Genomic DNA, 25,776 nt, shown 5'->3' on the forward strand with positions numbered 1-25,776 from the left:
CCCATATTCATATTATATTTGTGTTTTTTTAATTTTATCTAATAAATAAGTAATAAAATTTGTTTTATCGGAACTACTTAGATTATCTATTACCGACCTTACATCTTCTGGATTTAAGATATATTCACTAAGAATATTGCTAAACCCATCTACCTTAATTTCTTCTTTACTTTTCTCATCATTAGAATTTATAACAATTATGTTCGACTCTCCATTGCTCGCTATTTTTAGAATTTCTTGTTTTACAACGTCACTTGCTACATTTATAATATTTTTAAGTAACCATTTTTCTACAACTTTATCTGATTTTATACCTAACCTTTCTTTGCATTTTTCATCAACAAGCTCATTAAATAAATCTCCCGTGTGACTATCCACCTTAACAAATATAACTTCTATTCCACTACTCATTAATTCTTGCATTTTCTCATAATATTTTTTTGATGATTCTTCTTTTCTATCCCAAAATCCTGTAGCATGGTAACAAATCCCTACATAATCATGAAATATTACTACTTTCTTTTCACCTTTGTTCTGAGCATACTGCACACCTTTTAATGCACCTTCTAGTTCTCCTGCTATTTGTCTTATATTTTTTGCTGTATCGCTTTTCCCTGCACCGCTCTCTATATGTATAACTACATCATTCCGCGTAGCTACCATTCCATAACTATACTCCTCCGTGGCAGAATTGTAGCTGCCATCAACATAAATATGAAGGCAATTTTCCGGATAATTATTATCTATTTTTTTTAATACATCTCCTACCCCACTTAAGAACTTTTTAGCTTCATTTATATCCTCAAAACTCTTATATTTAGCACCTTTTACACCTTTTACATATTTTAAGCACTCTGCCCAAGTGCCAACTATTTTATTCACTATCTTTTTATTAGTACTAAAATTAAATCCTTCCTTTATTGCATAAACTTTCTTTCCCATTTTATCTGTTCTCCTTTTTTAAATCTATCCTAAGTGTTAAACCTTAAATAAAGTATACAACAAATAATGATTTTATCAAAAAAATTTTTACATTATTTACATTTCCAAATTCTATTAGGTTCAATGGACAAGGCCTCATAAAAATATTATAATAGCCATTATAAGTTGATATTTCTTCAATACAATTTTGTATAACATTTGAAATTCACAAACTACTATAACAGATATATTAGTATACCATTTAAATATTAGAAACAAGGAAAAAAATATTAGGCACATTCAAATAAATGTACTAGCCCAGTATAGGCCCCTATACTGACTTATTGTTTATTTGAATGTGCCTTACTCGAAAGGATGGTGAATGAGGCGATTCCACGGCTGATTTAAACAGCATAGTGGTTTCTCGCTTCTATCATATGATTAAACTTAAGAACAAATATATTTTACTTCCTGTTATCACCGCAATTTGCTCGTTAGTATTACTTGTTTTTGTGAGTAATCCCTTTAAACCACCTACAAATAAACAATATACCGATTTTCTTAAAGATGCCTCGTTAAGGACTGTCTCAACTGTATACGTAACAACCGCTCCTAAAATTCAAGTTAAACTTAAAGATGGCACTGTTTATGAAACTGATAATCCAAGAACTAATAATTTCAAAGAAGGTTTATTAAAGAATGGTATAGATGTTTCTGAGCAAACTCTAACAAATCCTGCTGAAATAGCATCAATTGCAGGATTTGTGCTTTCACTTATAGCACTTGGAATTATGTCCTTCAAACATACAAAGATAAAATCTAAAAGTATGTTCTCATCTACGAATCTTGATGTTACCGCAGTAAAGGATATAGGTTTTAACTTTGATAGTTTAGCAGGTAATGATGAGGCTAAAGATAGTGTACAGGATGTAGTGGATTTCCTTAAAAACCCTGAAAAATATTCCGCATATGGTGCTAGAATGCCAAAAGGAGTAATTTTATATGGAGACCCTGGAACTGGTAAAACCTTACTTGCAAAAGCCGTAGCAGGAGAAGCAAACGTTCCATTTTATGCGGTATCCGGTTCTGATTTCGTTCAGATATATGTAGGGGTTGGAGCTGGGAGAATTAGAAGCTTATTCAAGAAAGCAAGAAGTCATGGCAGAGCAGTTATCTTTATTGATGAAATCGACGCTATTGGTAAAAAAAGGGATAACGGACGCGGCGGGGGCTCTGACGAAAAAGATCAAACACTTAACGCTCTTTTAACTGAGATGTCTGGTTTTAATGAAACAGAGGGCATAATTATAATTGCAGCAACCAACAGGCTTGATATGTTAGATGAAGCTCTACTAAGACCTGGACGTTTTGATAGGCATATTGAAGTTACTTTGCCTGATGTATCTGCCAGAGAGAAAATCTTAAAACTTCACCTTAAAAATAAACCTATTAAAGATATAGATTATAGTGAATGGGCACATAAAACTTCATCTTTTTCAGGTGCAAAGCTAGAGAACTTAACTAATGAAGCTGCTATTATTGCATGCAAAGACAATTCTGTGTTTATTGGAAATGAACATTTAGATAAAGCTTATTCAATAATGCTAGCTGGTTATGAAAAAGTTGATAGGGATTACATTAAAGACAAGGATAGAAAAATTACCGCTTTCCATGAAGCAGGACATGCTTTTGTTTCACTTAAGATGTTACCTAAGGATAAAGTCTCTAAAGTAACTATAATTCCAACTACCAAAGGTGCAGGCGGCTATACTTTAAGTATTCCTGAAGACACGCTATACCAGAACAAGGAACATTTAAAGAAAAAAATAATGGTACTTTTAGGTGGTAGGGCTGCTGAAGAAATTATCTTTGGATCAGACCATGTAACCACAGGTGCTTATAATGATTTACAAAGGAGTACACAGCTTGTAACAAATATGATAACAGAATATGGTATGGGTGAATCTTTAGGACTACTTACTATGAACCAATTAAAAGACTCAGGCTTTACGAATCAAGAAGCAGTACTTTCAGAATGTAAAAATTTAATCTCAGAACTATATGAAGATGTTAAAAATATCCTATTAGGTGATAAAGAAACTTTAGAGGCTATGACTGCTTTATTAATTGAGAAGGAAACTATAGATCATGAGGATTTAATTAATATTATCAGAGATAGACATAATAATGGAGTTGCCTAAAGTTTTTAAGACCCTCGAAGTTAAATCTTCGGGGGTCTGTTTATTTAATGGTGACTATTAGATTTCCGCTCTAAAACTAATTAAAAATGATGTAATTATGCCACCAATTAGTCCACCTATATGACCAAAATTATCAATGTTTGGTAGAGTAACTCCTATAAATATATTTATAAATATAACCGATAAAATACTTCTTATAAAATCATTTCCAGTTTTTCCTTTAGACTTAATTGCGAAAATAAGCACTGCCCCGAGTAGTCCAAAGATTGCACCAGAGGCACCAATAGAAACACTTGTTGAAAAGATATAACTAAGCATTGATGCACATATTCCAGAAACAAAATAAATAGCAATATACTTTATCTTTCCATAAACCCTCTCAACCATTGCCCCAATGGCATAAAGTGAATACATATTGACCCCTAAATGCACAAGTCCGCCATGTAAAAACATACAAGAAATGAGTCTAAAATACTGGCCTCGTGCAATTAGCCCATTAACTTTCGCACCTAGTAAAATTAGAATTTTGATGTCACTATTAAATATGCTACCTTTCGCATAAACATAACTCAAATAAGCTGTAACTATATACATCATTACATTTATAGCTATAATTATCATAGTAACCCAAGGTCTATCTCTTGCACTTGTTTTTTCACTATCACTATGTAAATTTGTATTATTCATTACGGAAGCTAAATCTTGAACCACTTGTGAATTTACATTTCCAGAATAATTCACTTTTTTCTCCAAAACATTCACTCTAATTAAGGATTTCTCTAATAAATTATTTATTGCAATCTCTTTTGAAACTTCTTCCTTATTGATTTCATCATTAGAAAATAGTATATATATATTGTTTTTGTCATCTGGAATGTCATATTGTATTAATTGATGCAGGCTAAGCGACATCATAAATATTAACCGATACGACTCTCCACCTATAACTTTGCTCACTGTCCACATATTCGAATTGTTATTCTTACTTCTTATTTCCTCTAAAAAATATCCATTTTGCTGAGTAAAACCAGTTATAATGGCTTTTATATTTTTTTCTTTCATATTTTTCTCCTACTCAAATTTATATTTTTTATATTATTGACTGCACCGCAATGTTATTGCATTTCAACAAATCTATTTCATAAAATTTAATAGGTTCCCTAGTTTATTTTTCATATAGCATCTTCTACGTATACAATCTCTATTTGTACTCTTCTTCTTTTTCTTTAATTTTAATAAAAACTTCTTTAAGTTCTTGCTTTATTAATTCACAAATTTTGATTAAATCTTCCCTAACAATCATATGCTCGTCAGAATATTTGAACTTAACTAACCAAGTTGGGTTATACTCATCATCTACTGCTTCAATAGAATAACCTTTAGACCTAAAAATTTCTTCATTAAAGCAATCATAAATTGCTGTAAATTGCCACTCTTCCACATCATCATGAGTATCAAACGTCAAGTTGATCAGTTCTCCAGAATAATTTAATTTTGTAACAAATTCTGCCCCTTCAGAAGTTTCATAACTTCCAAGCTCTTTAACAAATTGATTAGTTTCTTTATCTACTTCCATTAATACCAATGAAGAAAATTGCATAAATCTCATCCTCTCTTATTTTTTACATTCTTTACATATGCCTTTTAAATAAACATGGCTTTCTGTAAGAGTTATTCCTGTCTTTGCTTTTATTTGTTCTTCTATTTGGGGTATTGGACAATCTATGACCATTTTCTTATGACATAAATCGCACTCAATTACATGGTTGTGGGAATTGTTATTTATAGTGTAATTATACATATTATTCCCCAAATCAAACTTATTTAAAATCTTTTTACCCTCTAGCAAATCTAGGGTTCTATATACCGTGGACAAATCTATTTTTATATTCTCTTTTTTAAGTAGAGCATATATTAGGTTTGCATTTATAGCATCTTTACTGCAAATTATAATTTCTAATATGCTTTTTCTTGCATTAGTTACTTTAATATTATTCTCTTTTAAATATGAAATTATATTCATCTATATACATCACCTTACTACATTATTATAACAATTATAATATACCTCAATATGGTCATGAATACAAGCAATGCTTATAAAAAGGCTTCTACAAAAGTAGGAGCCTTTTTATAAGCCATTAAAATAGCTTTATCTACTAAAGTAGCCTTATCTACTAAAGTAGCTTTATTTACTAAAGTAGCTTTATCTATTTCATGTACCTGATCATTTTATTTCTTTTAATATTGCTACTAAGTAATCCCATGTCCTCTCTGTTGATGAAATACTTAGGTGTTCACTCGGTGTGTGTACATCATACATATTTGGTCCAAAAGATATTTGATCAATATCTCCTTCAAACTTTTCACTAAATAATCCGCACTCGAGGCCTGCATGAATAGCTGCTATTTCAGGCATTTTACCATATAAATCAGTATATGCTTTCTCTAGTATACTCCTTATTTTAGAATCTGGATTGTATTGCCACTCTGGATATTCAGATTCAAATTCAATAGTTGCTCCTGCCATTTCTGCAAGCACTATAGTTTCATCGCATATTGCTTTCTTTAAAGTCTTTACAGAACTTCTTATTGCAGAGTCAAATACTATATTTTCATCACTCGTCGTAAGAATCCCTATATTTGCTGAACTTTGCACTAATCCATCAATCGCCATACTCATACTTTTAACTCCATTTGGAATTAAGAAAAGTATTTGAAGTGCTTTTGTAGCGGTGTCATCTGAAAAAATCTTATTTACTTTATTTTCCAATATTTTAATAGTTAAATCAACATCTGGATCAATAGTATTTAATTCATTTTTCAATGTAGAATTCCACTGTGATATTTTTTCATTAACTATTTTTTTATCATTTTCTCTAAACAATATAATAGCATCAGCATCACGAGGAATTGCGTTATTTTTAGCTCCTCCATTTATAGAGTTTATTTTAAAATCTATAACTGATCTTAAATCCATTAAAAAACGTCCCATAATTTTGTTAGCGTTTCCTCTTTCTTTGTTTATTTCCATTCCAGAATGGCCGCCTCTTAATCCTCTTAGTCTTATTTCACAGCTTATAAAGTTTTTATCTGCTTCTTCCCAAATTATTGGAAGCCTTATTTTTTCACGCACTCCCCCTGCACAACTTACTAAAAGTTTTCCTTCTTCTTCTGAATCTATATTTATTAATATTCTTCCATCTAAATTCTTAGGATCTATTGCCTGAGCTCCGCCCATACCCGTTTCTTCCTCTGTAGTTACTAATAACTCTATTGGTGGATGCGGTATATCATTAGACGCAAGTACTGCAAGACTTAATGCTACTGCGATTCCATCGTCCGCGCCTAGTGTAGTCCCATTTGCCCTTAAAAAATCATCCTCTACAATAAACTCAATAGGGTCTCTTAAAAAATCATGCTTTATCCCTATGTTTTTTTCACAGACCATGTCCATATGACCTTGAAGTATTACCTTTGGAGCATTAGCTCGACCTTCTGTACCAGGCTTTTTAATTATAATGTTTAATGCGGTGTCTTGGATAACTTTCAAATTATGTTCTTTTGCAAAGGTTACTAACCAATCACTTACAGCTTTCTCATTGCCGGAACCTCTTGGGATCTCGTTCATCTCTTTAAAATATTTAAATGCCTTAAATGAATTTAAATCCTTTAATTTGTTTAACATTTATATCATCCTCCCTTTCAAAAAAACATCATTTTTAGACCGAAAATTATTAAGATTATTCCTCCAATGTAGTCTGCATATTTTCCTACAATTTCTATTTTTTTTAGGTATCTAGAAATTACAAAGGCCATTATTGACATTACTAGAGTTATTCCCCCAATGAATAGTGTATTTTTTAATAATATAGCATTTGTTATATTATTTAATACCGTAAATCCTACCACCATTGCATCTATACTTACGGATATCCCTAAAACAAAATACATTTTAGGTTTAAGCAGTGGACACTTCCCTTGATTTTCAAAGCCTTCCTTAATCATAATCACTCCAACGAAAGATATAATCATACCACCAATTATGGTAGGCATTGAAGCTACATATGTATTGAAAAGGAAGCCTGCATAAGCTCCTATATATGATAATAAAAATTGAAATAGTCCAAAAGAAATTGTAAAACCTACCTTATTTATAAATCTAGTTTGATTGTTTAATCCTATACATAAAGCTACTCCAAAAGCATCTAAAGATAATGCTAAAGCAATTGTAAATAATGGGTACATATCCATGAATTTTTACGCCCCCCAATAATACTCCACAATATATTTAGTCTGTTTTCTTTATTATTATTCCATTTTTTTAAATTTATGTGAAAAACTTTACATATACTATTATCAATTATTCGAGCTTCCTTGTCAACTGTGGTTTAGTATTCGAATTGCTATGGTTAAAATAATTATGAGTTGTCTATCCTGCCTTTTATAGACTATAATATAAAGGGAATTACACTAGGAGGTGTTGCAATGATTTCAATATATAGTAGTGTAGAAAACAACCAGCTAGCAAAGCTAGAAAATATAGAGCCAGGTTGTTGGATTAACATGATTGATCCATCAGATGAAGAATTAATATTAATTTCAAAAACACTAATGTTCCTATGGATTTTTTAAGGGCTGCTTTGGATGAAAAAGAAACCTCCCGTATTGACATAGAAGATTGTACATTAATTATATTGGATATTCCCTTTACAGCTATGGATGATAACTCTTTACCTATGACACTTACCCTATAGCTATGATTCATACTGACAAAGTAATAATTACAGTTTGTTTGATAAACAGTAAAGTATTGTCAGATTTCGCCGAAGGGAAAATCAGCTCCTTTTATACCTTTAAGCGTTCAAGGTTTATGCTACAAATCTTATATAGAATTGCCAACTATTATCTAATATACTTAAGACAAATTGATAAAAAAAGCTACATAGTAGAAAAACAACTTCACAAGACCTTAAGAAATAAAGAACTTATTCAATTATTGGCACTCGAAAAATCTCTTGTGTATTTTTCCACTTCCTTAAAGGGAAATGAAATTACCTTAGAGAAAATGCTTAAATTAGACATTCTTCAAAAATACGAAGAAGATAAAGACGTATTAGATGATGTCATTATTGAAAATAGACAGGCTATAGAGATGTGTACTATTTACAGTAATATTTTAAATGGTACTATGGATGCCTATGCCTCTGTTATATCAAATAAACTTAATATAGTAATGAAATTTCTTGCTGCTATTACTATAGTTATGGCTATACCTAATATGATATCTGGGCTATTTGGAATGAACCTATCTGGAATACCGTTTTCCGCTAATGCTGTGGGTTTTTGGTATGTGGTTGCATTAATTGGACTTATCGTAATATTTGTTATATATTTCTTGAATAAGAAGGACATGTTTTAAACAATTGAAATGTAATATAGCTTGAGTAGCTACATTATAATAATAAAAAAATAATCTTTAATAGGATAAAGCCTCATACTAGATTTATAGTATGAGGCTTTTATAACAAATAAGAATCATATCGTCTTATTTACTCTTTACTTTGTTTCATTAGTTTATTTGTTACTACTCCACTTGAGTTATATATTTACACCTTGTATTTCAACTTATCTATATATATTATAAACAACCATATAATCATTGATATTAAGCCATCTATGAGGTGTAAAATATTATTTTTGATTAAATATTAAGTAATTGTATCTAATTATCTTTTATAGAGCGGTGGCAAAAGGGTGGCATACGATAAATTTGCTACCCTTTTTATAACCCTTATATTTTCTAATCACACCATAAACATTTCTCTATTGTTCAATTATGTTCCTTTAGCTGGTATTCAATAGAATATTCATTACACATTTAACGGTTCCAATTTTGACCTGTACAACCTTCGACCTTCAGATTCGAAAGAAGCAGTTCTTATTAAGTTTAAAATATCGTCAATCCTTTATACCTAGCCATTTTGCTTTTTAACTAAGTTTAAGTAATACCTATTTAATTCAACCTATAAGGGGCAAAATTAATATACTACTTTTGTTTCTATCAATAACTATATATTGACTACCGATTTGCCCTTTATACAACTCTCAATTCAGCATTTATTTTAATATACAAATTTGTTATTGAACTTTGTACAGTATTTGGCTCGATATTTTGAGATATATGTTATAAATTTGTAACAACTGTATTGTATACTTATTGAAGTAAGGGGGCCATGCTATGAATAATAATATACTTATAATTGAGGACGATGAATGTATAAGCGAAATTTTGACATATTCATTTAAAGAAGAAGGGTTTAAAGTTTTTGAAGCTGCAACGGGTATAGAAGGATTAAAAATCTTAAAAAATCAATATATAGAACTAATTATACTGGATTTAATGTTACCTGATATAAGTGGTTTTGAAATATGTAAGAAAGTATCGGTAGAATATAAAATCCCTATAATAATGCTTACGGCAAAAAATGATATTATGGACAAAGTAGTAGGCTTAGAACTTGGAGCAGACGATTATATTACCAAGCCTTTTGACATAAGAGAAGTAGTTGCAAGAGCAAAAGTTAGTATAAGAAGGATAGAACAATTTAAAAACATTAAGGATAAAGAAAATATTATAAAATTAGAAAAAAACATAACAATATTTAAAGATAATTATGAAGTATTTAAGGGAGATAAATTAGTGAATCTTACAGCAAAAGAGTATGAATTGCTATATAAACTTGCAGAGAATAGGGGAAAAGTATTTTCACGCGATAAACTTTTAGAAACTATATGGGGGTTTGATTTTGAAGGTGAAAGCAGAACTGTAGATGTTCATATTCAAAGGTTAAGAAAAAAATTATCTAGTGATAAAAATAACTCTGTTATAAAAACTGTATTTGGAGTAGGGTATAAAATTATGTAGGAAGGGGATATTTTTTTCATGAAAATGTCTATAAAGCGTAAATTTATCATTGGTTTTTTAGTTATATTTTATATAGGGTATAACACAATGAGCTTTTTCATGAATAAGCTTATTGTAGAAAACAATGAAGAGATAATAAGTAAGGAATTAGTAACCTTTGAAAAGGATTTGAACACATATTTAAGACAGTATTTTGAATTGAAAAATAAGGATATGTATTCTAATAATTTTAATAATTCTAGCAATGGTATAGCTTCAGATTTGTCTATAAAGGTTGGAAATAGAATAATGATTTACTCATACGAAGGAAAATTTTTAGTTGATTCTGCAAATGCAAATGGAAAAGTACTAAATTATGAAGATAGTGATAATAAAAATAATTATAGTGATGAAGATTTAAAACTATCTATTAATAACAAGTCTGCATTTACAATAGTACCCGTTAAAGATAAATATTTAGTTGTTTTTTCATGTCCTATTATAAACAACAAAAAAAGTATAGGAATTGTTAGATCTGTTATGGATTATTCAGAAATATTTAGTTCTAGTAAAAATTTGTTAAAGCTAACCAATACCTTTGTATTATTAGTTTTCGGAGTGATTTTCTTATTTGTAGTATTGTTAGCTACAAAAATAACTATACCAATATTGAAATTGAGCAAGTTTACAAAAGAGGTTTCAAAAGGCAATTTTGAAGAGGATATAAATATTAATTCTAAGGATGAGATAGAGGAACTATCCTTAAATTTTAATAAAATGAAAAACAAGATAAAAAATCAAATAGAAACTATAGAAAATGATAGAGATGATTTAAGAAAGATTGCAGGCCATAGGAAAGTTTTTTTTGATAATATAACTCATGAAATGAAAACTCCTTTGACTATAATATCTGGATATTGTCAAATACTTCTTAAGCAAGACTTTAAGGACAAAGAATTCGCTAGAAAAAGTATGAACAAGATAAATGATGAAAGTGAAAGAATGCATAGCATGGTAATTGAACTATTGGAAATCTCAAAGGTTGAATCAAACATGATCTCAAATATAGAAGAAGAAGTTAACGTATCACAAATTTTAGGTGCAGCATGTAATGATATGAAAATAAGAGCAAATAAATATGAGATACATATAGAAAAAGTTATAGATAAAGAGGTTATTGTATTAGGTAATCCAAACGAGATTAGAAGGGTAATTATAAATATAATAGATAATTCTATTAAGTATGGCAATGTTAACTCTACTATAAATGTGAAGTTATCCAAGGAAAATGGTAACTGTAATATAATTATTAAAGATAAAGGACAAGGAATACCTTCTAATAAGTTAGAAATGATATTTGAACCTTTTTATAGGGTGAATAAACAAACTTCAAGAGAAGCAGGAAGTTCTGGATTAGGACTATCTATAGTAAAAAAAATTATAGATAAACATAATGGAAGTATAAAAATAATTAGTGAAGAGAGAAAAGGCACTGAAGTACATATAGTAATTCCTCTAAAAGTTTACAACATTGTAACATCGTGTTAACTCAATGTCACAACTTTTGTTTATAATTAACTTATAAAATTTAAATTTAGGAGGAAGAAATTATGGGACAAGGAAATAAGAATTGGAAAGTAGGGGCTGTAGTTGTAGGGATATTAGTGTTAGGGGCAGTGAGTGTAGTATATTCATACTCCAAGCCCTTAATGGCAAGTAATAATTCTGTAGTGCTGCCTTATAACAAAATAAAGGCAATCGCCCCAGATGAATATAAACCACTTCAAGTAGTAAAGAGTGAAAAAACAGATAGAATAGAAGGACTTAATAATATGATAGGCCTGGTAGGAGATAACCAAGCTATTGTTCAAATAGGCCTCAGTAGAAAGGATATAGAGGAGAAATTTGAAAAGATTGATAATGAAAATACAAATGAAGAAGAAGAACTTAAATTTATTAAGGAGGTTAGAGGAGGCACCTATAAACTTAACTTATCTACTTTTGAAAAGTCACCTTCCAATTTAGAAGATGGTGCTACAATTTCTCCCGATAAAACAAAGTATATGTATAACACAAAGGAAAATGATGAAAGCTGTTATTATATAGTTGATATAAAAAGCAATTCCAAGAAGAAAATTAATGTGAAAGGCAATATGCTGGGACAATGGTCTATAAATAGTAAATATATAGTAGGATTAACATTTGCTAAAAGCCCATCAATAGTTGTATATGACGTGGAGAATGACAAATTGAAAGAATTTAAAGAGGGTAATCAGAGAATAAATCAATTAGCAGGTGTTTATAGTAATAATGGAAAAGATGTTTACTTTGTAGGGACTGCTAAAACAAAAAACAATGAAAAAACAATTATAACAGAAGGCATTTATAAGATAACTACAGATGATGGGAAAGTGCAACCTGTGATGGTTTTACCATCTGCTGAAGCAAAGACACAAAAAAACCGTATAGTTAACTATGGTTTTGCTGTTATTAATGAAGGACAAAAAATAGTTTTTGAAGGAAACATAAATGGGGAAGATGGCTTATTTATTTATGATGTAAATAGTAAAAAAACAAATAAATTCGCACAATCAATAGGAAGCCATATTGTACCATTTTGGATTTCGCCGGATGAAAACAAAATTGTTTATGCAACATATAGTGGTGAAGATTATAAAGGAGTATGGAGTATATATGCAGCAAAGTTTAATGGAAACGAAATAGTTAATAAGATTTTATTGCTTAAAGATATAAATTATTTTAATATACTTAACCCTAATGGAGTATTTTGGAATAATGATAGCAATAAAGTTACAATTTTTGAATCTAAAATTTTAAATTTAGATAGTAGGATTTTTGCTGAAAATGGAAGTATTCATAGCATATATTTAAAATAGAAAAAAGTAATCCTATTTAGAATGGTTATCAAAGACTGCATTAAATGATAATGCTTTTGTTGATTCTCTCAAAATGAGTTAGTTAAATTATTTGAAATATATAAACAAGTCTCAAAAACGTTCGTTTTTGAGACTTATTTGGTTTTAAGTGAATTTTAATAAAAGGGCATCAAAACTGTATCAAATCTTATCTCAGAATCATAGTATTAATACTTGACCACTAAGTTAAGTTATGAGACTATATTTTTAAATGCCATTTTTTCAGCTTCCTTTTGGATCACACTAAAGTCAGTATCTTTTATTAATCCTTTGCTTAAATCTTGTTGGTTTATGCATGTCCTGGGTGCTAACATTCTTATTCCTAATTTACCTTTAGGCATTTCAATTTCAAATATTAAGCCTTTTTTCCCAGGAGGTAGTTTGTTTAACATTTCCATACTCAGTGCAGTTTTGCCCATACTAGGCCTTACAGCTATAATACGTAAATCTCCTTTTACAAAACCATTTATAGCATTATCAAGAGGCTTATATCCTGTAGTCGTTCCTAGTAGTTGTCCCCCATTTTTATATCCATTATCAATTAAATCTATTGATTGAGTCATTAGTTCTTCTAAGTTTACTGTTTTTTCTTCGTACATATCGCTTGCGCTAAACATCTTAGTTTCTAAGGTAGCAATTACGTCTCTTATGTCTATATTTTCTCCATACACCATGTTTAGATCATCTTGACACGCCTTTATTAGTTCTCGTTTAATACTTAAGTTCTTAACTGTTTTTATATTATGGTGAATTTTATACTAAAAATGATTTTGTATGTACTCAAGAAAATGGTGGACTTGTCTCAAATAATAGTTTAATATATATATCTCGTGTAGTTAATTATGAGTTAGGAATTAAATATAATTTTCATTCTTTAAGACATACTCATGCCACCATTCTTTTAGAAGGTGGCACTGTTCCAAAAGATATTCAAGAAAGACTTGGACATAGCAAAATAGGCACCACTATGGATACTTATTCTCATGTAACCTTAAAAATGAAAAATGATACTGTAAATATTCTTGAAAATATATTTGCCACCCAAAAATAATTAAGGGTGGCAAAGGGGTGGCATATAGACCAAATCAAAAGATTGGTTACTTGTAAACCCTAGTTATTTCAACGTTAGTCTGCAATTTTACTCCACTTGAGTTATAAGTTTCCTCATAATATCCTTTAATTTTAATTCTGTAGTATCCTCTGATGCTATAATTATAACTAACTTTATCCCATCATCTGATTTATCCCATTTATAAGACTTAATGTCCATAATAGCACCGTCAGGAACGTATTCTTCAATGTCCATTGCAATTTCTTCTGCCAGTGATAAGTATTCATCGAATAATTCATCTTCTGTTAATTCATTTAAATTAAATTCACCTTCCATTAGGTCATTTAATGTATTTATTTCTACACTTAAATTAAAAGCTAATATATCATTTCTCTTTGAACCTTTACTCATGTCTTTAACTACTTTAAATTCTGTATTTTTTTCAATTATATCTTTTATATCCTTGCTATCTACAATTTTATTATTAAACTCTACGTACATTTTTATATCTCCTTTTGGTGCTATCTTTAGCGCGTGGCACCCTCACTCTAAACCCTAAAATCTAAAAATTTCCAGAAGTTCTTTCTTTGTAAGTTTGCCTAGAATATCACTACTTGTAAGTTCCCCTGTAATTACACTGTCTATTAAATGTTTTTTGTTTTCTTGGAGTAGAATGATCTTTTCTTCTATAGTCCCCTTAGTAACTAACTTAATCACTTCTACTACATTTTTTTGACCAATTCTATGAGCCCTATCTGTTGCTTGATTCTCTACTGCTGGATTCCACCAAGGGTCAAAATGAATAACTAAATTTGCAGAGGTTAAGTTAAGACCTGTTCCCCCTGCCTTTAGCGAGATTAAAAAAACTAATGATTCACAACTGTTATTAAATTCATCTACCAGTTTAATTCTATCCTTTGCTTTTGTTTTTCCATCTAAATAAAGGTACCGAATTCCCTTTTCATTTAAATTCTCTCCTATATTTTTAAGTACTGCCGTAAATTGAGAAAATAATAACACTTTTCCGTATGTTTCCATATGCTTTTCTATAAGCTCAGTTGCAATTTTCAGCTTTCCACTTCCACCTTTGTATTCATCTATTACAAGTGAAGGATCTAAACAAATTTGTCGCAACTTAGTTAAACAAGAAAAAATCTCTATTTTATCATCACCGTTATTATTTTTCATTTTATCCCTGACAACTTTAGTATAAGATTTATATACAGCCTTTTGAACTGATGTCATCTCAACTATAAACTTCTTTTCTATTTTATCTGGTAGTTCTTTCAATACTTCTTTTTTTGTTCTCCTTAGGAGAAAAGGCTTAATTAGCAATTTAAGTTCTTCTAAATCACCTTCTTTATTAATTATAAATTTTGATTCAAAAATTTCTTTAGAGTATAAATAATCGGGCATTATAAAATCGAAAATAGACCAAAGTTCTATTAAATTATTTTCAATAGGAGTGCCTGTTAATGCGAATCTTACCTTAGCTTTAACTTCTTTAATAACCTTTGTATTTTGTGCTAAATGATTTTTTATATTTTGGGCTTCATCTATAATACAATAATCAAAACTAATATCCTCATATAACCCTATATCTGTTCTTAAAGTTCCATAGGTTGTTAGTATTATATCATACTCCTCTAAACTATGAATCAATTTAAGTCGCCGGCTTTTTTCGCCATGTACAATAGCTACATTTAGACTAGGTGAAAATTTTTCTAGTTCAGCCTTCCAATTATAAATAAGGGAAGTTGGACTAATAATAATAGATTTTTTATTCTCTTCTGATAATAGAAGAGCTATTGTTTGAATTGTTTTACCAAGTCCCATTTCATCGGCTAATATCCCTCCAAATCCTAACCGACTTAGACTTTTAAGCCATTTAAAACCATCTATTTGATATTCACGAAGTGTGGCTTTTAAGTTCATTGGCACCCTTATATCCATATTATTTATATCCAATAAAGCGTTTTCTATATCATTTAACACTTCAGTACCTTTTACAAACTGAATACCCTTGTTTTTCATCTTTTCATTTAAATATAATGCCTTACCTTTATCCATATGCATTAATCCATTTTCTATTTTTTTATTAATATTAAACACTTCTATTAAATCAAAGAAATTTTTAACTCCCGCATCTTTAAAATCTAAAAAGTTATTATTATTAGTTTTATAAAACCTTCTTTTTTGCTTAAATGAAGAGAGTACACTATTTAATTCTTTATTTTCGATATCATGTATACCGTAGGAAAAATCATAGTAGCCATCCTTTTCTTTAATTTCTGCTTCAATAGCCGTGAAATCATATATTTTCCTGTCTTTAATCCCTTTTCCAAATGTAACATTGCCAAGAGAATGTAGATTCTTCTCGTTCTTACTTAATATGTCAAATAATTGCTCATCTGAGCCTATAAAAAGTAGCTTCTCATTTCTTTTTATAAACCTATACTTTTCTAGTTCCATAAGTATTTTGTCTTCTTTTTTATAATTACGTGTAATTATATTTTTACTTTTATCTTTCTTTAATATATTTATTTTATCATTACCGTAAATCACTTCTATATCACAATAAATATCACTGCCTATCTCATATATGTAAAACTCAGGTTTTATGAAATTTGCTGCAAAATCTTTTATCTCTTCACTAATATTAATATTATTTGAAATACTACTTAAAAATGAGATAATTTTGTTATAGTTTTCTATTCCGCCGGGGTATAGAATTTCACCATTTTTTTTTAACTTTTCACATAACGCAACATATTTTAGAACTTGATCTTTTGATGGTATATAAAGTTTCCAATTAAATAAATACACATCATTTTTATCATTTAATGATACTGGGAACTGCCTATGAGTTGTTAAAACAAAATATTCGTTTCTAATCTTTAATGTAAAGTTTAGTGGTAAATCTTTTAGCACTATTGGAGCTTCAAACTCAAAACTATCATAGTTTAGCTTAATTTTCTTATGGTTAGTCCCAGTTAAAAAAGTTCTCAAGTCCTTAGGCTCTATCTTTATTTTTTCCTTACCTATTGCATATTGCGCTTCATAATAAGTTGGGCCTTTTGAAACCTTACGAACTAACTTTATAATACTTTCGCTTCCCTGATTATTTGAATTATCTTCTTTTAACTTTTCCGTTTTTTCATTTTTCTCATAATTTTTTTTTGCAGTTATGCTAAAAAAACTATATGCTGTAGCCGTTAAATGGCTACACATAAATAAATATCCCACATTAGATGCTGTTTTGAAATCCTCACAAGTACATTTTATACCATCCAATTTTTTCTTTAATAAATCTATTTTAATATGCGTGTTTAACTCACTCCATTGAGTATCACTCTTGACGCGACCATAAATATGATATATATTTTCTATTTTCTTGCCTTTAATCTTAATAACTAATCCACTATTAAACGCATTTTCTCCCTCACTTCTCATAAGCTCTGAAGATGATTTAAATACTATATTCTCAAGCTCTTTTAATTTCATAAATGCTCCTCACTAATTGTTTATATCACTTATTGTCATATTTTTCGAGAAAATTTTGAGGTACCTCGAAGAATAATATTTCTTTTGATTCATAAATATATAAAAAGCACCTTTTGATATCCTTACCATATTCACAAGTGCTTGCACAGTTACCTTGCAAATACTGTAATTTTTTAGATATCGTTCTGAGGCCTTGTATAATTTTGTTCAAATATTTATAGTCATATTATAGCATGGTGCCGCTCACGCTACAAATGAGTTGCTTGCACTCTACAACCTACTTGCAACAAAAAATAGTTGCCTCCCACAAATAAACGTGCTACAATATTGTTGAAATATTCTATCGTTCCATATATTGGTACAGATACATGATTCCCCTACTTCTCATGCATCTTTTGAGAGTGATTTTAACTATAATATGTTTAAGATTACTGTATTTTGGGCATCTGACACCAGTACTTAATCATCAAAAAAAATAGACTAGAATGATTAGTATTATTTTTTGTAGATGCTTTGTACTGAATTTTATAATAGGAGATGATATTCTGCTTAAATTTATGAAAGATAAGCGAACAAAAATTGTTATTGGATCTATTCTTATCACCATACTTGCAACTTTAACTGTTTTCATGAGCTTTATCAGAAAAAATATTACAGTGGTTGTAGATGGCAAACCTACTAAATTAGTAACTTACCAAAAAACTTTTGACAGCGCCTTAGAAAAAGCTGGTATAAATATAGCAGTAAAAGATAGGATTGACAAATCTTTAAATTCAAAAATAACTACCAATGATGTTATAACTATAGATCGCGCTGTAAATATTAAAGTCTTAGTAGACAATAAAGAGCTTAACGTAAAGTCTGCTGAAAAAGATATCGCCCGAATGTTAACTACAGAAAAAATCGTTTTAAGCCCTACTGATAAGATTTCACCATCAGTAAAAACGAAGTTATCTAAAGGTATGGATGTTACCATAACTAGAGTTAAAATAGAAACACTAAAACAGACAAAACCTATTGATTTTAAAACTGTTATTAAAAAGGATAGCGATACATTAAAATCTGAAAGTAAGGTTGTACAAAATGGAACAAAAGGCGAAAAAAGTATTACTTTAAATGTAACTTATGAGAATGGGAAAGAAGTAACTAGAAAAGTTGTTAAAGAAGCTGTAGTTAAAGAACCTCAGAGTAAAATTATAGCTCAAGGCACTTTGTCACCCATAACCCCTTCAAGAGGAGAATCTTTAAAAAATTCTGTGAATCCTCAAAATGGTTCAGCTCCTTCAAGGGCTGCTAATTTAAAAGCTACTGCATCTTCTGGTAGGTCTTTTAGTGTAAAGGCCACTGCCTATTCGACAGATTCTCCAGGTAATACTTATACTGCCTCCGGAAGAAAGACAGAGCGAAATCCAAATGGCTATAGTACAATAGCCGTAGACCCTAATGTCATTCCTTTAGGAACAAAATTATATGTTGAAGGTTATGGCAATGCAATTGCTGCGGACACTGGTTCTGCAATAAAAGGTAACTTTATAGATGTATTTTTCAACACCCCTGAAGAAGTTAATAACTGGGGCGTTAAATACTTAAACGTACAAATACTAGATTAATTATTTTGTAAATGCCTCATATGCGATTAGAGAATAATAAACCAAAATCAGGGACCGTTAATAATTTATAAAATTATTAACGGTCCTTGATTTTTCTACTTTACGCTACAACATCTTCCTTTTCTACTTTTTTATTTCTTTTTTTTCTAATATTAAGAACTATAGTAGAACCAAAGAGTCCACCAATAATTCCACCACATATGGCAAATAATATAGCAAAAATAACTGATTTAGGTTCATTGAAACCAAATGGTGCTAATAATCCAGGAATAGGTGCAGCTGTACCCGGAGCATTATTTATTATTTTAAAATAAGCAGCACTTAAACCAGCTAGTGCACCTCCTATAAAGTTTGAAAAAAATATAGGAGGTGCATTTGAAGTTACTATATCAGCCTGTGTTAGCGGTTCAAGCATCACACCTATTATGTTACTTTTATCACCAAGTTTAAGTCTTTTGAATACTATACCATCTGAAAAAGCTCCACCAACACAGGCAATAGATGCTATCCCCATTGCAAGACCTTGTAACCCAAGCATCGCGGTTAGTGCCATAGCACTTAAAGGAGATGTACATATCATCTTCATAATTCCACCTAATAAGAACCCCATAATAAAAGGGGATTGATTAGCAGCGACAGTTATCATACTTCCAATACTAAGTAAAGTTGAATTTACTATTGGATCTACCACTAAAGCGATACCCCTAGCAAGTGGTGCAATCAAAATTGCACCAACTATTATATCTAGTCCTTTGGGTAGCTTTTTCTCTAAAATTGGGCCGATAAATGCAATTATATATCCAGCTACAAAGCCTGGAAGAATACCATACCCAAATACTGCAGCACCAGCTGTTACAGCATATATAGGATTCAACCCCATATTTATACTAACTAATATTACAGCAACTACGCCACCCATACTTCCTGAGGAAGCGCCTACTTCACCCAAGAATTTAATGTTTAATAAATTTCCGCTTATATATTTATGTATCGCTTCTACTAAAAATGTTGCTACAGCAGCATTTGCCAGGCCTGACATAGCTTTTTGACCTTTAGGCATTTTTAAACTAAAAAGTGAAAACAAGAACAATGTAAAAAGTAATAATCCTATACCTTTAATTAATACAAACAAATTTATCCCCCTTTTCATTTTGAAATACTATCATTTATTATACTTGTTTAATTTGTTAGTTCTTATATTTGTAATATTTATCCTTGCAACGAAATTTAAAGTTTTACAATCTAATAATAACATTCCAATATACATGTTACAATCAAATTATAAAACAAAACCTGAATGAAATTTTCAAAGGGACAGTTAATAATTTATACAAATTATTAACTGTCCCTTTTCTTTACTTGCTACTTTCCAAGTGGGTGACACCTTTTTTTGCCTTATCACAATAGTAATACATTGCCTCACTTAAGAACTTAGCTAGACCTTCTTTATACTTATCAATATTAGCTGTAAATCGTTCATCACAAACATATAAATCTCCAAGTCCTCTAAATATTTCTATAGTACAATTGTAGAAGTTATCTGTAATTTGCTGTCTTAGCTCGCCTACTGCCTTTTGAACTTCCGAATGTTCTACACCTTTATCCATATTATCTACAATTTTCTTGTATATTTGTCCACTTGTTGTATTGATTCTGGCCCAATCATCTTTTGTGTACTTTGAGGTTTTTTTCACGCTTTCCTTGTATTCATCAGAGTTACCATATTTTTGCTTTGTTTCCTCTGCATATTTTTCTTTATGTGCCTCTATTCCAGTCATATCAAATCCCTCAAACATTTCCTTCTTATTCATATCTGTTCCCCCTTCAATGGAATCTATAGTTTTATTTACAGATTTTATTATCTTATCAAGTCTCTTCTTTTTTTCTATCAGTAGCTCTTTATGTGTCATTAACGCATGTTTTCTATCAAAACCTGGATTATCTAAAATTTCTTTTATTTCTTGCAAAGTAAAATCCAGTTCTTTAAAAAATAAAACTTGCTGTAATCTTTCAATGTCCATCTCAGTGTAAAGTCTGTATCCTGCTGTTGTTACAGAATCTGGCTTTAGAATACCTACTTGATCATAATGATGAAGTGTACGTACGCTTACTCCAACCATGTCAGCTACTTCTTTTATTTTGTAGGACATAAAATCATCTCCTTCGTTCTTTATTAATCATCATCAATACCGAATCAGCTTTGCATCTTCATAAACTAAAGTGTCGTTACCCTAGAAATCCCTTCTCTATTTTCTTCCCTACAAATCTATAATAATCTATAACGTAACGTTAGCGTCAATATATTTTTCAATAATATTTTAAATTTTATTTATGTACGTAGAAATAATGTCTAATTGACATACTTAATTATATGAAGTAAACTTTATTAATATAAAACTTAAATAAGACAGTTCTAAACCATCCTGTCTATAAACAAAACTAGGACGTTAAGGGCGTTTTACGCCCTTTTTTATTTTTTAGGAGGATTTAAAATGAAGAAAATAGGCTTAACAACTACCGTACCTGTAGAGGTTCTAATTGCGGCGGGTTATACCCCTGTAGATTTAAATAATGTTTTTATAACCTCTAAGGACTATTTGAAATATATAGACATTGCAGAAAAAGATGGCTTTCCTAAAAGCTTGTGCACTTGGATAAAGGGAATTTATGGAGCGTGCTTAGCAAACGGCATTAAAGAGATAATCGGAGTTGTGGAGGGCGACTGTTCTAATACCAAAGCCCTTATTGAAGTGCTTACGTTAAAAGGAATAAAAGTTTATCCCTTTTCCTTTCCACACAGTCACAAATTAGATGATGTAGAACACGAAATAAATAAATTTATGAGTATCTTTAATGTAACGATTGAAGAAGTTGAAGTAGTTAGAAAAAGGCTAAATGAAATTAGAGCCTTAGCTAAAACAATTGATGAACTAACACATATCCATAATAAGGTAACTGGTTTTGAAAATCATCTATATCAAGTAAGCTTAAGTGATTTTAATGGAGATATAGATGCCTTTGAAGTCGAACTTAAAAAATCTATTTGTTATATGAAAAATAAAAAACCAGTAATTAGAAAACTACGACTTGGATATATAGGGGTTCCTCCCATGACTTGCGATATCTATGAATTTGTTGAGAAGTTTAATGCTAATTTTGTATACAATGAAGTTCAAAGAGAATTTGCTTTTCCAAGAGCAGATAAATCACTAAATATATTTCAGCAATATTATGACTACACTTATCCTTATGATACTGACTTTAGGATCAAAGAGTTACAAACGCAAATTGACGAACGTAAACTAGATGGAATAATTCACTACACTCAAGCCTTTTGCTATAGAGCAGTCGAAAATATTATTTTAAAAGAAAAACTAGATATACCCATATTAAATATCGAAGGTGACAAGTTAAATATCTTAGATGCAAGAACAAAACTTAGGTTAGAAGCCTTTCTTGATATGCTACTAGATTTGAAGGAGGCTGAAAAATGCGAGTGTTAGGAATTGACCTTGGAAGCCGCGAGGTTAAAATTGTTTTAATGGAAAATAATAAGATAATACAGAAGGCTAAAGTAAGTACCATGAGCTTTTACAGAAATTACTGCGACTTTGATGGTAAGATTGTTGTTAATTTAGATAAGCTTGATATTAGGCAAATTGATAAGGCAGTATCTACAGGCTACGGAAGAAATAATATTGACTTATTGTTATTCACACCAATAAATGAGATAAAGGCCCACGTGTATGGGGGGCTCTATCAAACTGGCTTAAAAGATTTTATACTTTTAGATGTAGGTGGCCAAGATGTTAAGGTTGTAAAAGTAGAAAAAGGCATCACCACTGACCTAGAGCTTAATGAAAAATGTGCTGCTTCCTGTGGTAGATATTTAGAGAATATGGCAAATGTACTTGAAATATCTCTTGATGACATGAGTGTGAATTATGAAAATCCTGTAGAACTTAATTCAACATGTGCTGTGTTTTCTGAGTCAGAGTTAATTGGAAAAATAGCTGAAGGTGTAAGTATAGAAAACTTATGTTCCAGTGTTAACTATTCTCTATACAAGAGACTTCAACCTCTTTTAAGTAGATTTAAAGGTAAAAAATTAATTTTAACTGGTGGTGTTGCTAATAATACCGCACTAAAAAGATATTTAAAAGAAGATTATGAAGAGATAGTATCAATTGAGCATCCACAATTTAATGGAGCCATTGGATGTTGCTATTATGGAGATAAGTTTTTATAAACTTACTCTTTTTTTATCATAAAAGCCCACCCTACTTTGATAGAGTGAGCTTTTACTTCTATGTTATTAGAAACAAGGTATTTAAAATAACTAATTGTTATAGTAAAGACTCTCAGTTGCATATTCTGCATCACAGGTTATATCTATGCCAAGTTTTCTAAAAGTTTGCTCATCATTTGTACTTATGATTGTAGTTGAGTGAGCTTGACATCCTTTTAGCATTACTAATTTATCCATGGCTACCTTTGCTGTTGGATTTGTAGCAGCACATATACTAAGGGCAATTAACACATTTTCACAATCTAAAGCTGGTTTCTTACTACCTAATGTTTTTGATTTTAGATTTATAATTGGCTCAAGTATAACTGGAGAAATAAGGTGAATCTCGTCATTTATATTTGCAAAATATTTAACAGCATTTAAAATTATGGCAGCTGTTGCATCCATTACAGATGAACTTTTACTAGTTACTATTGTTCCATCATTAAGCTCCATTGCCATTGCTGGGCAAGTTTCATTTTTACTCGAACATTGTTTTAAAGCCGACGAGCGTTCTCTTGCAGGAATAACAACTTTCCTATCTTGCTGTTTTAAATTAAGCTCTTCCATAAGAAGCTTTACCCGCTCGAAGGTTTCTTTATCTATGTAACCTTTTTTATACTCACATCCTGTTTTGAAATACCTTCTTATTATCTCTTGTCTAGATGCTTCTTTAATAACCGTATCGTCAATAATTCCAAAGCCTACTCTGTTAACTCCCATATCTGTTGGAGATTTATAAACAGCTTCTTCATTTGTTATCCTTTCTATAATTCGCCTAAGTACAGGGAAAGTTTCAATATCGCGATTATAGTTTACGGATATTTTATCATAAGCATCAAAGTGGAATGAATCCAGCATATTTACATCGTTAAGATCCGCTGTTGCAGCTTCATAGGCTATATTTAAAGGATGCTTTAAAGGAATATTCCATACTGGAAAGGTTTCAAACTTTGAATAACCGGCTGCTCTGCCTTGCTTATGTTCATGATAAAGCTGACTAAGGCAAGTAGCTAACTTGCCACTTCCTGGCCCTGGTGCTGTTACAACTACAATAGATTTTGTTGTTTCAATATATGGATTTTTGCCATATCCCTCATCACTTACAATTGCATCTACATCTGTAGGATATCCTTTGGTTGCCCTATGTTTGTATACTTTTATTCCTCTACGCTCTAGCTTATTTATAAAAATCGTAGTTGCTGGTTGCCCATCATATCTGGTTATTACAACACTATTTACATCAAGATCATATTCACGTAAATCATCAATTAATCTTAAAACATCAACATCATATGTAATACCGAAATCCCCTCTAATTTTGTTTCGCTCGATATCTCCTGCATATACACAAATAATGACTTCAACTTTTTCTTTTAATTTATGTAGTAACTTAATCTTTGCATTTTCATCAAATCCTGGTAAAACTCTTTTTGCATGAAGGTCATTGAAAAGTTTCCCCCCAAATTCTAAATATAATTTATCGTAATTATTAACTCTTTCTAAAATATATTTTGATTGTTCTTCTAAATATTTTTTCTGATCAAATCCTATTTTCATTTTTACTCCTCACTAACAACATTATTTTTTAGATATATTATACCCAATATTTCTCCATGATACTATAATTGAATATGCTTTTACAACTTTATATTATTACACAATTTCAGTTTAAAGTAAACTTTATATTGAGTTGACATACCTCATAACTTATAGTAAAATTAGTAATAATAAAACCTAATAAGACAGTTCTAAACCATCCTGTCTATAAACAAAACTAGGACGTAACTACCGTTTTAGGTAGCTTTTTTTGTATGAGGGTAGATTATGCCCTTTTTTATTTACAAAAAATTATAAACATGAAAAATAAAATGATTTTTTCGAAATATTAAGGATATTAACATAAATATTAAGAGGAGTGAACCCATGTATATTTTAAAGACAGAACACAGCTTTGACAGTGCACATTTTCTTTCTGGTTATAAAGGAAAGTGTTCAAATATTCACGGACATAGATGGAAAGTTGAAGTTTACGTTCAATCAGAAACCTTGGCACAAGGCGGACAACTTGACGGCATGATAATAGATTTTGGTGATCTAAAAAAAGATGTTAAAGATATGGTAGATTCTTATGACCATGCCTTAATAGTGCAAGAAGATACCATGAGAAGCGAAACCTTAAATTGTCTAAAGCAAGATGGCTTTAATGTAATTCTGGTTGATTTTAGACCAACAGCTGAAAACTTTGCATCATTTTTTTTTGAACTAATGAAAGATAAAGGTTATCTTGTAAAAAAAACTACGGTTTATGAAACGCCTACTAATAGTGCATCATATGAAGAAAGCGGGGCACGTTAA

General features: G+C 30.3%; 20 protein-coding genes and 2 pseudogenes. 10 read left to right on the plus strand and 12 right to left on the minus strand.

What is annotated here, in order from left to right:
- Window positions 1-12 precede the first annotated feature (12 nt).
- Window positions 13-942 carry a viroplasmin family protein gene (locus KTC94_RS07550; RefSeq protein ID WP_220319936.1) on the minus strand — a complete coding sequence of 310 codons (930 nt, stop codon included), beginning with the start codon at window positions 940-942 and terminating at the stop codon, window positions 13-15.
- 416 nt (window positions 943-1,358) lie between these two features.
- On the opposite strand from KTC94_RS07550, the gene KTC94_RS07555 reads away from it, so the two are divergent.
- On the plus strand, window positions 1,359-3,122 hold the full coding sequence (locus KTC94_RS07555; RefSeq protein ID WP_220286436.1) for an ATP-dependent metallopeptidase FtsH/Yme1/Tma family protein: 1,764 nt from the start codon (window positions 1,359-1,361) through the stop codon (window positions 3,120-3,122).
- A gap of 57 nt (window positions 3,123-3,179) precedes the next feature.
- Here the strand turns inward: KTC94_RS07555 and KTC94_RS07560 are convergent, their stop codons facing one another.
- From KTC94_RS07560 to KTC94_RS07580, 5 genes are all read right to left on the minus strand, one after another.
- Window positions 3,180-4,184: a rhomboid family intramembrane serine protease gene (locus KTC94_RS07560; protein ID WP_220319935.1), complete on the minus strand. Its 1,005-nt coding sequence runs from the start codon at window positions 4,182-4,184 to the stop codon at window positions 3,180-3,182.
- A gap of 139 nt (window positions 4,185-4,323) precedes the next feature.
- Window positions 4,324-4,722: a DUF6762 family protein gene (locus KTC94_RS07565; protein ID WP_216302742.1), complete on the minus strand. Its 399-nt coding sequence runs from the start codon at window positions 4,720-4,722 to the stop codon at window positions 4,324-4,326.
- A gap of 15 nt (window positions 4,723-4,737) precedes the next feature.
- A complete protein-coding gene (locus KTC94_RS07570) occupies window positions 4,738-5,145 on the minus strand; it encodes a Fur family transcriptional regulator (RefSeq protein ID WP_216302741.1) in 408 nt (135 codons plus the stop codon).
- A gap of 204 nt (window positions 5,146-5,349) precedes the next feature.
- Entirely contained in the window at window positions 5,350-6,810 is a 1,461-nt protein-coding gene (locus tag KTC94_RS07575) for an aminoacyl-histidine dipeptidase (protein WP_220319934.1), read from the minus strand.
- A 17-nt stretch (window positions 6,811-6,827) separates the two neighbouring features.
- Window positions 6,828-7,376, minus strand: a complete 549-nt coding sequence (locus KTC94_RS07580; protein ID WP_165411501.1) for a manganese efflux pump — start codon at window positions 7,374-7,376, stop codon at window positions 6,828-6,830.
- A gap of 234 nt (window positions 7,377-7,610) precedes the next feature.
- On the opposite strand from KTC94_RS07580, the pseudogene KTC94_RS07585 reads away from it, so the two are divergent.
- The 4 genes and pseudogenes from KTC94_RS07585 (at window position 7,611) to KTC94_RS07600 (ending at window position 12,926) form a co-directional block, all read left to right on the plus strand.
- A pseudogene (locus KTC94_RS07585) lies at window positions 7,611-8,544 on the plus strand (magnesium transporter CorA family protein).
- Between the two features lie 819 nt (window positions 8,545-9,363).
- The gene (locus KTC94_RS07590; RefSeq protein WP_220319933.1) at window positions 9,364-10,050 is read left to right on the plus strand and encodes a response regulator transcription factor; all 687 of its coding nucleotides are present in this window, start codon (window positions 9,364-9,366) and stop codon (window positions 10,048-10,050) included.
- A gap of 18 nt (window positions 10,051-10,068) precedes the next feature.
- A complete protein-coding gene (locus KTC94_RS07595) occupies window positions 10,069-11,577 on the plus strand; it encodes a HAMP domain-containing sensor histidine kinase (protein ID WP_220319932.1) in 1,509 nt (502 codons plus the stop codon).
- A 62-nt stretch (window positions 11,578-11,639) separates the two neighbouring features.
- Window positions 11,640-12,926, plus strand: coding sequence for a hypothetical protein (locus KTC94_RS07600; protein ID WP_220319931.1), 1,287 nt, complete (start codon window positions 11,640-11,642; stop codon window positions 12,924-12,926).
- Between the two features lie 230 nt (window positions 12,927-13,156).
- Here KTC94_RS07600 and KTC94_RS07605 read toward each other — a convergent pair whose 3' ends face one another.
- Window positions 13,157-13,639 (minus strand): DnaB-like helicase C-terminal domain-containing protein, encoded by a 483-nt coding sequence (locus KTC94_RS07605; protein WP_220319930.1) that lies wholly within the window; start codon window positions 13,637-13,639, stop codon window positions 13,157-13,159.
- Between the two features lie 62 nt (window positions 13,640-13,701).
- On the opposite strand from KTC94_RS07605, the pseudogene KTC94_RS07610 reads away from it, so the two are divergent.
- A pseudogene (locus KTC94_RS07610) lies at window positions 13,702-14,016 on the plus strand (tyrosine-type recombinase/integrase); the annotation flags it as partial.
- 87 nt (window positions 14,017-14,103) lie between these two features.
- On the opposite strand, the gene KTC94_RS07615 reads toward KTC94_RS07610, so the two are convergent.
- Both KTC94_RS07615 and KTC94_RS07620 read right to left on the minus strand, forming a co-directional pair.
- Window positions 14,104-14,517 carry a hypothetical protein gene (locus KTC94_RS07615; protein WP_220319929.1) on the minus strand — a complete coding sequence of 138 codons (414 nt, stop codon included), beginning with the start codon at window positions 14,515-14,517 and terminating at the stop codon, window positions 14,104-14,106.
- Window positions 14,518-14,571: 54 nt separating this feature from the next.
- On the minus strand, window positions 14,572-17,520 hold the full coding sequence (locus KTC94_RS07620) for a DEAD/DEAH box helicase (protein WP_220319928.1): 2,949 nt from the start codon (window positions 17,518-17,520) through the stop codon (window positions 14,572-14,574).
- A gap of 485 nt (window positions 17,521-18,005) precedes the next feature.
- Here KTC94_RS07620 and KTC94_RS07625 point away from each other — a divergent pair, with 485 nt between their 5' ends.
- Complete coding sequence (locus tag KTC94_RS07625) at window positions 18,006-19,130, plus strand: 3D domain-containing protein (protein ID WP_220319927.1); 1,125 nt, start codon at window positions 18,006-18,008, stop codon at window positions 19,128-19,130.
- Window positions 19,131-19,230: 100 nt separating this feature from the next.
- Here the strand turns inward: KTC94_RS07625 and KTC94_RS07630 are convergent, their stop codons facing one another.
- Window positions 19,231-20,262: a PTS sugar transporter subunit IIC gene (locus KTC94_RS07630; protein WP_258876414.1), complete on the minus strand. Its 1,032-nt coding sequence runs from the start codon at window positions 20,260-20,262 to the stop codon at window positions 19,231-19,233.
- 223 nt (window positions 20,263-20,485) lie between these two features.
- Complete coding sequence (locus KTC94_RS07635; RefSeq protein ID WP_165413910.1) at window positions 20,486-21,280, minus strand: MerR family transcriptional regulator; 795 nt, start codon at window positions 21,278-21,280, stop codon at window positions 20,486-20,488.
- Window positions 21,281-21,622: 342 nt separating this feature from the next.
- On the opposite strand from KTC94_RS07635, the gene KTC94_RS07640 reads away from it, so the two are divergent.
- Both KTC94_RS07640 and KTC94_RS07645 read left to right on the plus strand, forming a co-directional pair.
- Entirely contained in the window at window positions 21,623-22,633 is a 1,011-nt protein-coding gene (locus tag KTC94_RS07640; protein ID WP_216302735.1) for a 2-hydroxyacyl-CoA dehydratase, read from the plus strand.
- The gene (locus KTC94_RS07645) at window positions 22,621-23,379 is read left to right on the plus strand and encodes an acyl-CoA dehydratase activase (RefSeq protein ID WP_220319925.1); all 759 of its coding nucleotides are present in this window, start codon (window positions 22,621-22,623) and stop codon (window positions 23,377-23,379) included. Before KTC94_RS07640 ends, KTC94_RS07645 begins: the two co-directional genes overlap by 13 nt.
- 90 nt (window positions 23,380-23,469) lie before the next feature.
- Here KTC94_RS07645 and KTC94_RS07650 read toward each other — a convergent pair whose 3' ends face one another.
- On the minus strand, window positions 23,470-24,978 hold the full coding sequence (locus KTC94_RS07650) for a DUF1846 domain-containing protein (RefSeq protein WP_165413913.1): 1,509 nt from the start codon (window positions 24,976-24,978) through the stop codon (window positions 23,470-23,472).
- 366 nt (window positions 24,979-25,344) lie between these two features.
- On the opposite strand from KTC94_RS07650, the gene queD reads away from it, so the two are divergent.
- Entirely contained in the window at window positions 25,345-25,776 is a 432-nt protein-coding gene (gene queD / locus KTC94_RS07655) for a 6-carboxytetrahydropterin synthase QueD (RefSeq protein ID WP_216302734.1), read from the plus strand.

This window comes from Clostridium sp. CM028 (assembly GCF_030585565.1).
GTDB lineage: Bacteria > Bacillota > Clostridia > Clostridiales > Clostridiaceae > Clostridium_AD > Clostridium_AD estertheticum_B.

What these genes read in the sequence shown, in the direction of transcription:
- KTC94_RS07550 (WP_220319936.1), bottom strand. Translation starts at nt 942, where the DNA reads ATGGGAAAGAAAGTTTATGCAATAAAGGAAGGATTTAATTTTAGTACT.
- KTC94_RS07555 (WP_220286436.1), top strand. Translation starts at nt 1,359, where the DNA reads ATGATTAAACTTAAGAACAAATATATTTTACTTCCTGTTATCACCGCA.
- KTC94_RS07560 (WP_220319935.1), bottom strand. Translation starts at nt 4,184, where the DNA reads ATGAAAGAAAAAAATATAAAAGCCATTATAACTGGTTTTACTCAGCAA.
- KTC94_RS07565 (WP_216302742.1), bottom strand. Translation starts at nt 4,722, where the DNA reads ATGCAATTTTCTTCATTGGTATTAATGGAAGTAGATAAAGAAACTAAT.
- KTC94_RS07570 (WP_216302741.1), bottom strand. Translation starts at nt 5,145, where the DNA reads ATGAATATAATTTCATATTTAAAAGAGAATAATATTAAAGTAACTAAT.
- KTC94_RS07575 (WP_220319934.1), bottom strand. Translation starts at nt 6,810, where the DNA reads ATGTTAAACAAATTAAAGGATTTAAATTCATTTAAGGCATTTAAATAT.
- KTC94_RS07580 (WP_165411501.1), bottom strand. Translation starts at nt 7,376, where the DNA reads ATGGATATGTACCCATTATTTACAATTGCTTTAGCATTATCTTTAGAT.
- KTC94_RS07590 (WP_220319933.1), top strand. Translation starts at nt 9,364, where the DNA reads ATGAATAATAATATACTTATAATTGAGGACGATGAATGTATAAGCGAA.
- KTC94_RS07595 (WP_220319932.1), top strand. Translation starts at nt 10,069, where the DNA reads ATGAAAATGTCTATAAAGCGTAAATTTATCATTGGTTTTTTAGTTATA.
- KTC94_RS07600 (WP_220319931.1), top strand. Translation starts at nt 11,640, where the DNA reads ATGGGACAAGGAAATAAGAATTGGAAAGTAGGGGCTGTAGTTGTAGGG.
- KTC94_RS07605 (WP_220319930.1), bottom strand. Translation starts at nt 13,639, where the DNA reads ATGGTGTATGGAGAAAATATAGACATAAGAGACGTAATTGCTACCTTA.
- KTC94_RS07615 (WP_220319929.1), bottom strand. Translation starts at nt 14,517, where the DNA reads ATGTACGTAGAGTTTAATAATAAAATTGTAGATAGCAAGGATATAAAA.
- KTC94_RS07620 (WP_220319928.1), bottom strand. Translation starts at nt 17,520, where the DNA reads ATGAAATTAAAAGAGCTTGAGAATATAGTATTTAAATCATCTTCAGAG.
- KTC94_RS07625 (WP_220319927.1), top strand. Translation starts at nt 18,006, where the DNA reads ATGATTAGTATTATTTTTTGTAGATGCTTTGTACTGAATTTTATAATA.
- KTC94_RS07635 (WP_165413910.1), bottom strand. Translation starts at nt 21,280, where the DNA reads ATGTCCTACAAAATAAAAGAAGTAGCTGACATGGTTGGAGTAAGCGTA.
- KTC94_RS07640 (WP_216302735.1), top strand. Translation starts at nt 21,623, where the DNA reads ATGAAGAAAATAGGCTTAACAACTACCGTACCTGTAGAGGTTCTAATT.
- KTC94_RS07645 (WP_220319925.1), top strand. Translation starts at nt 22,621, where the DNA reads ATGCGAGTGTTAGGAATTGACCTTGGAAGCCGCGAGGTTAAAATTGTT.
- KTC94_RS07650 (WP_165413913.1), bottom strand. Translation starts at nt 24,978, where the DNA reads ATGAAAATAGGATTTGATCAGAAAAAATATTTAGAAGAACAATCAAAA.
- queD (WP_216302734.1), top strand. Translation starts at nt 25,345, where the DNA reads ATGTATATTTTAAAGACAGAACACAGCTTTGACAGTGCACATTTTCTT.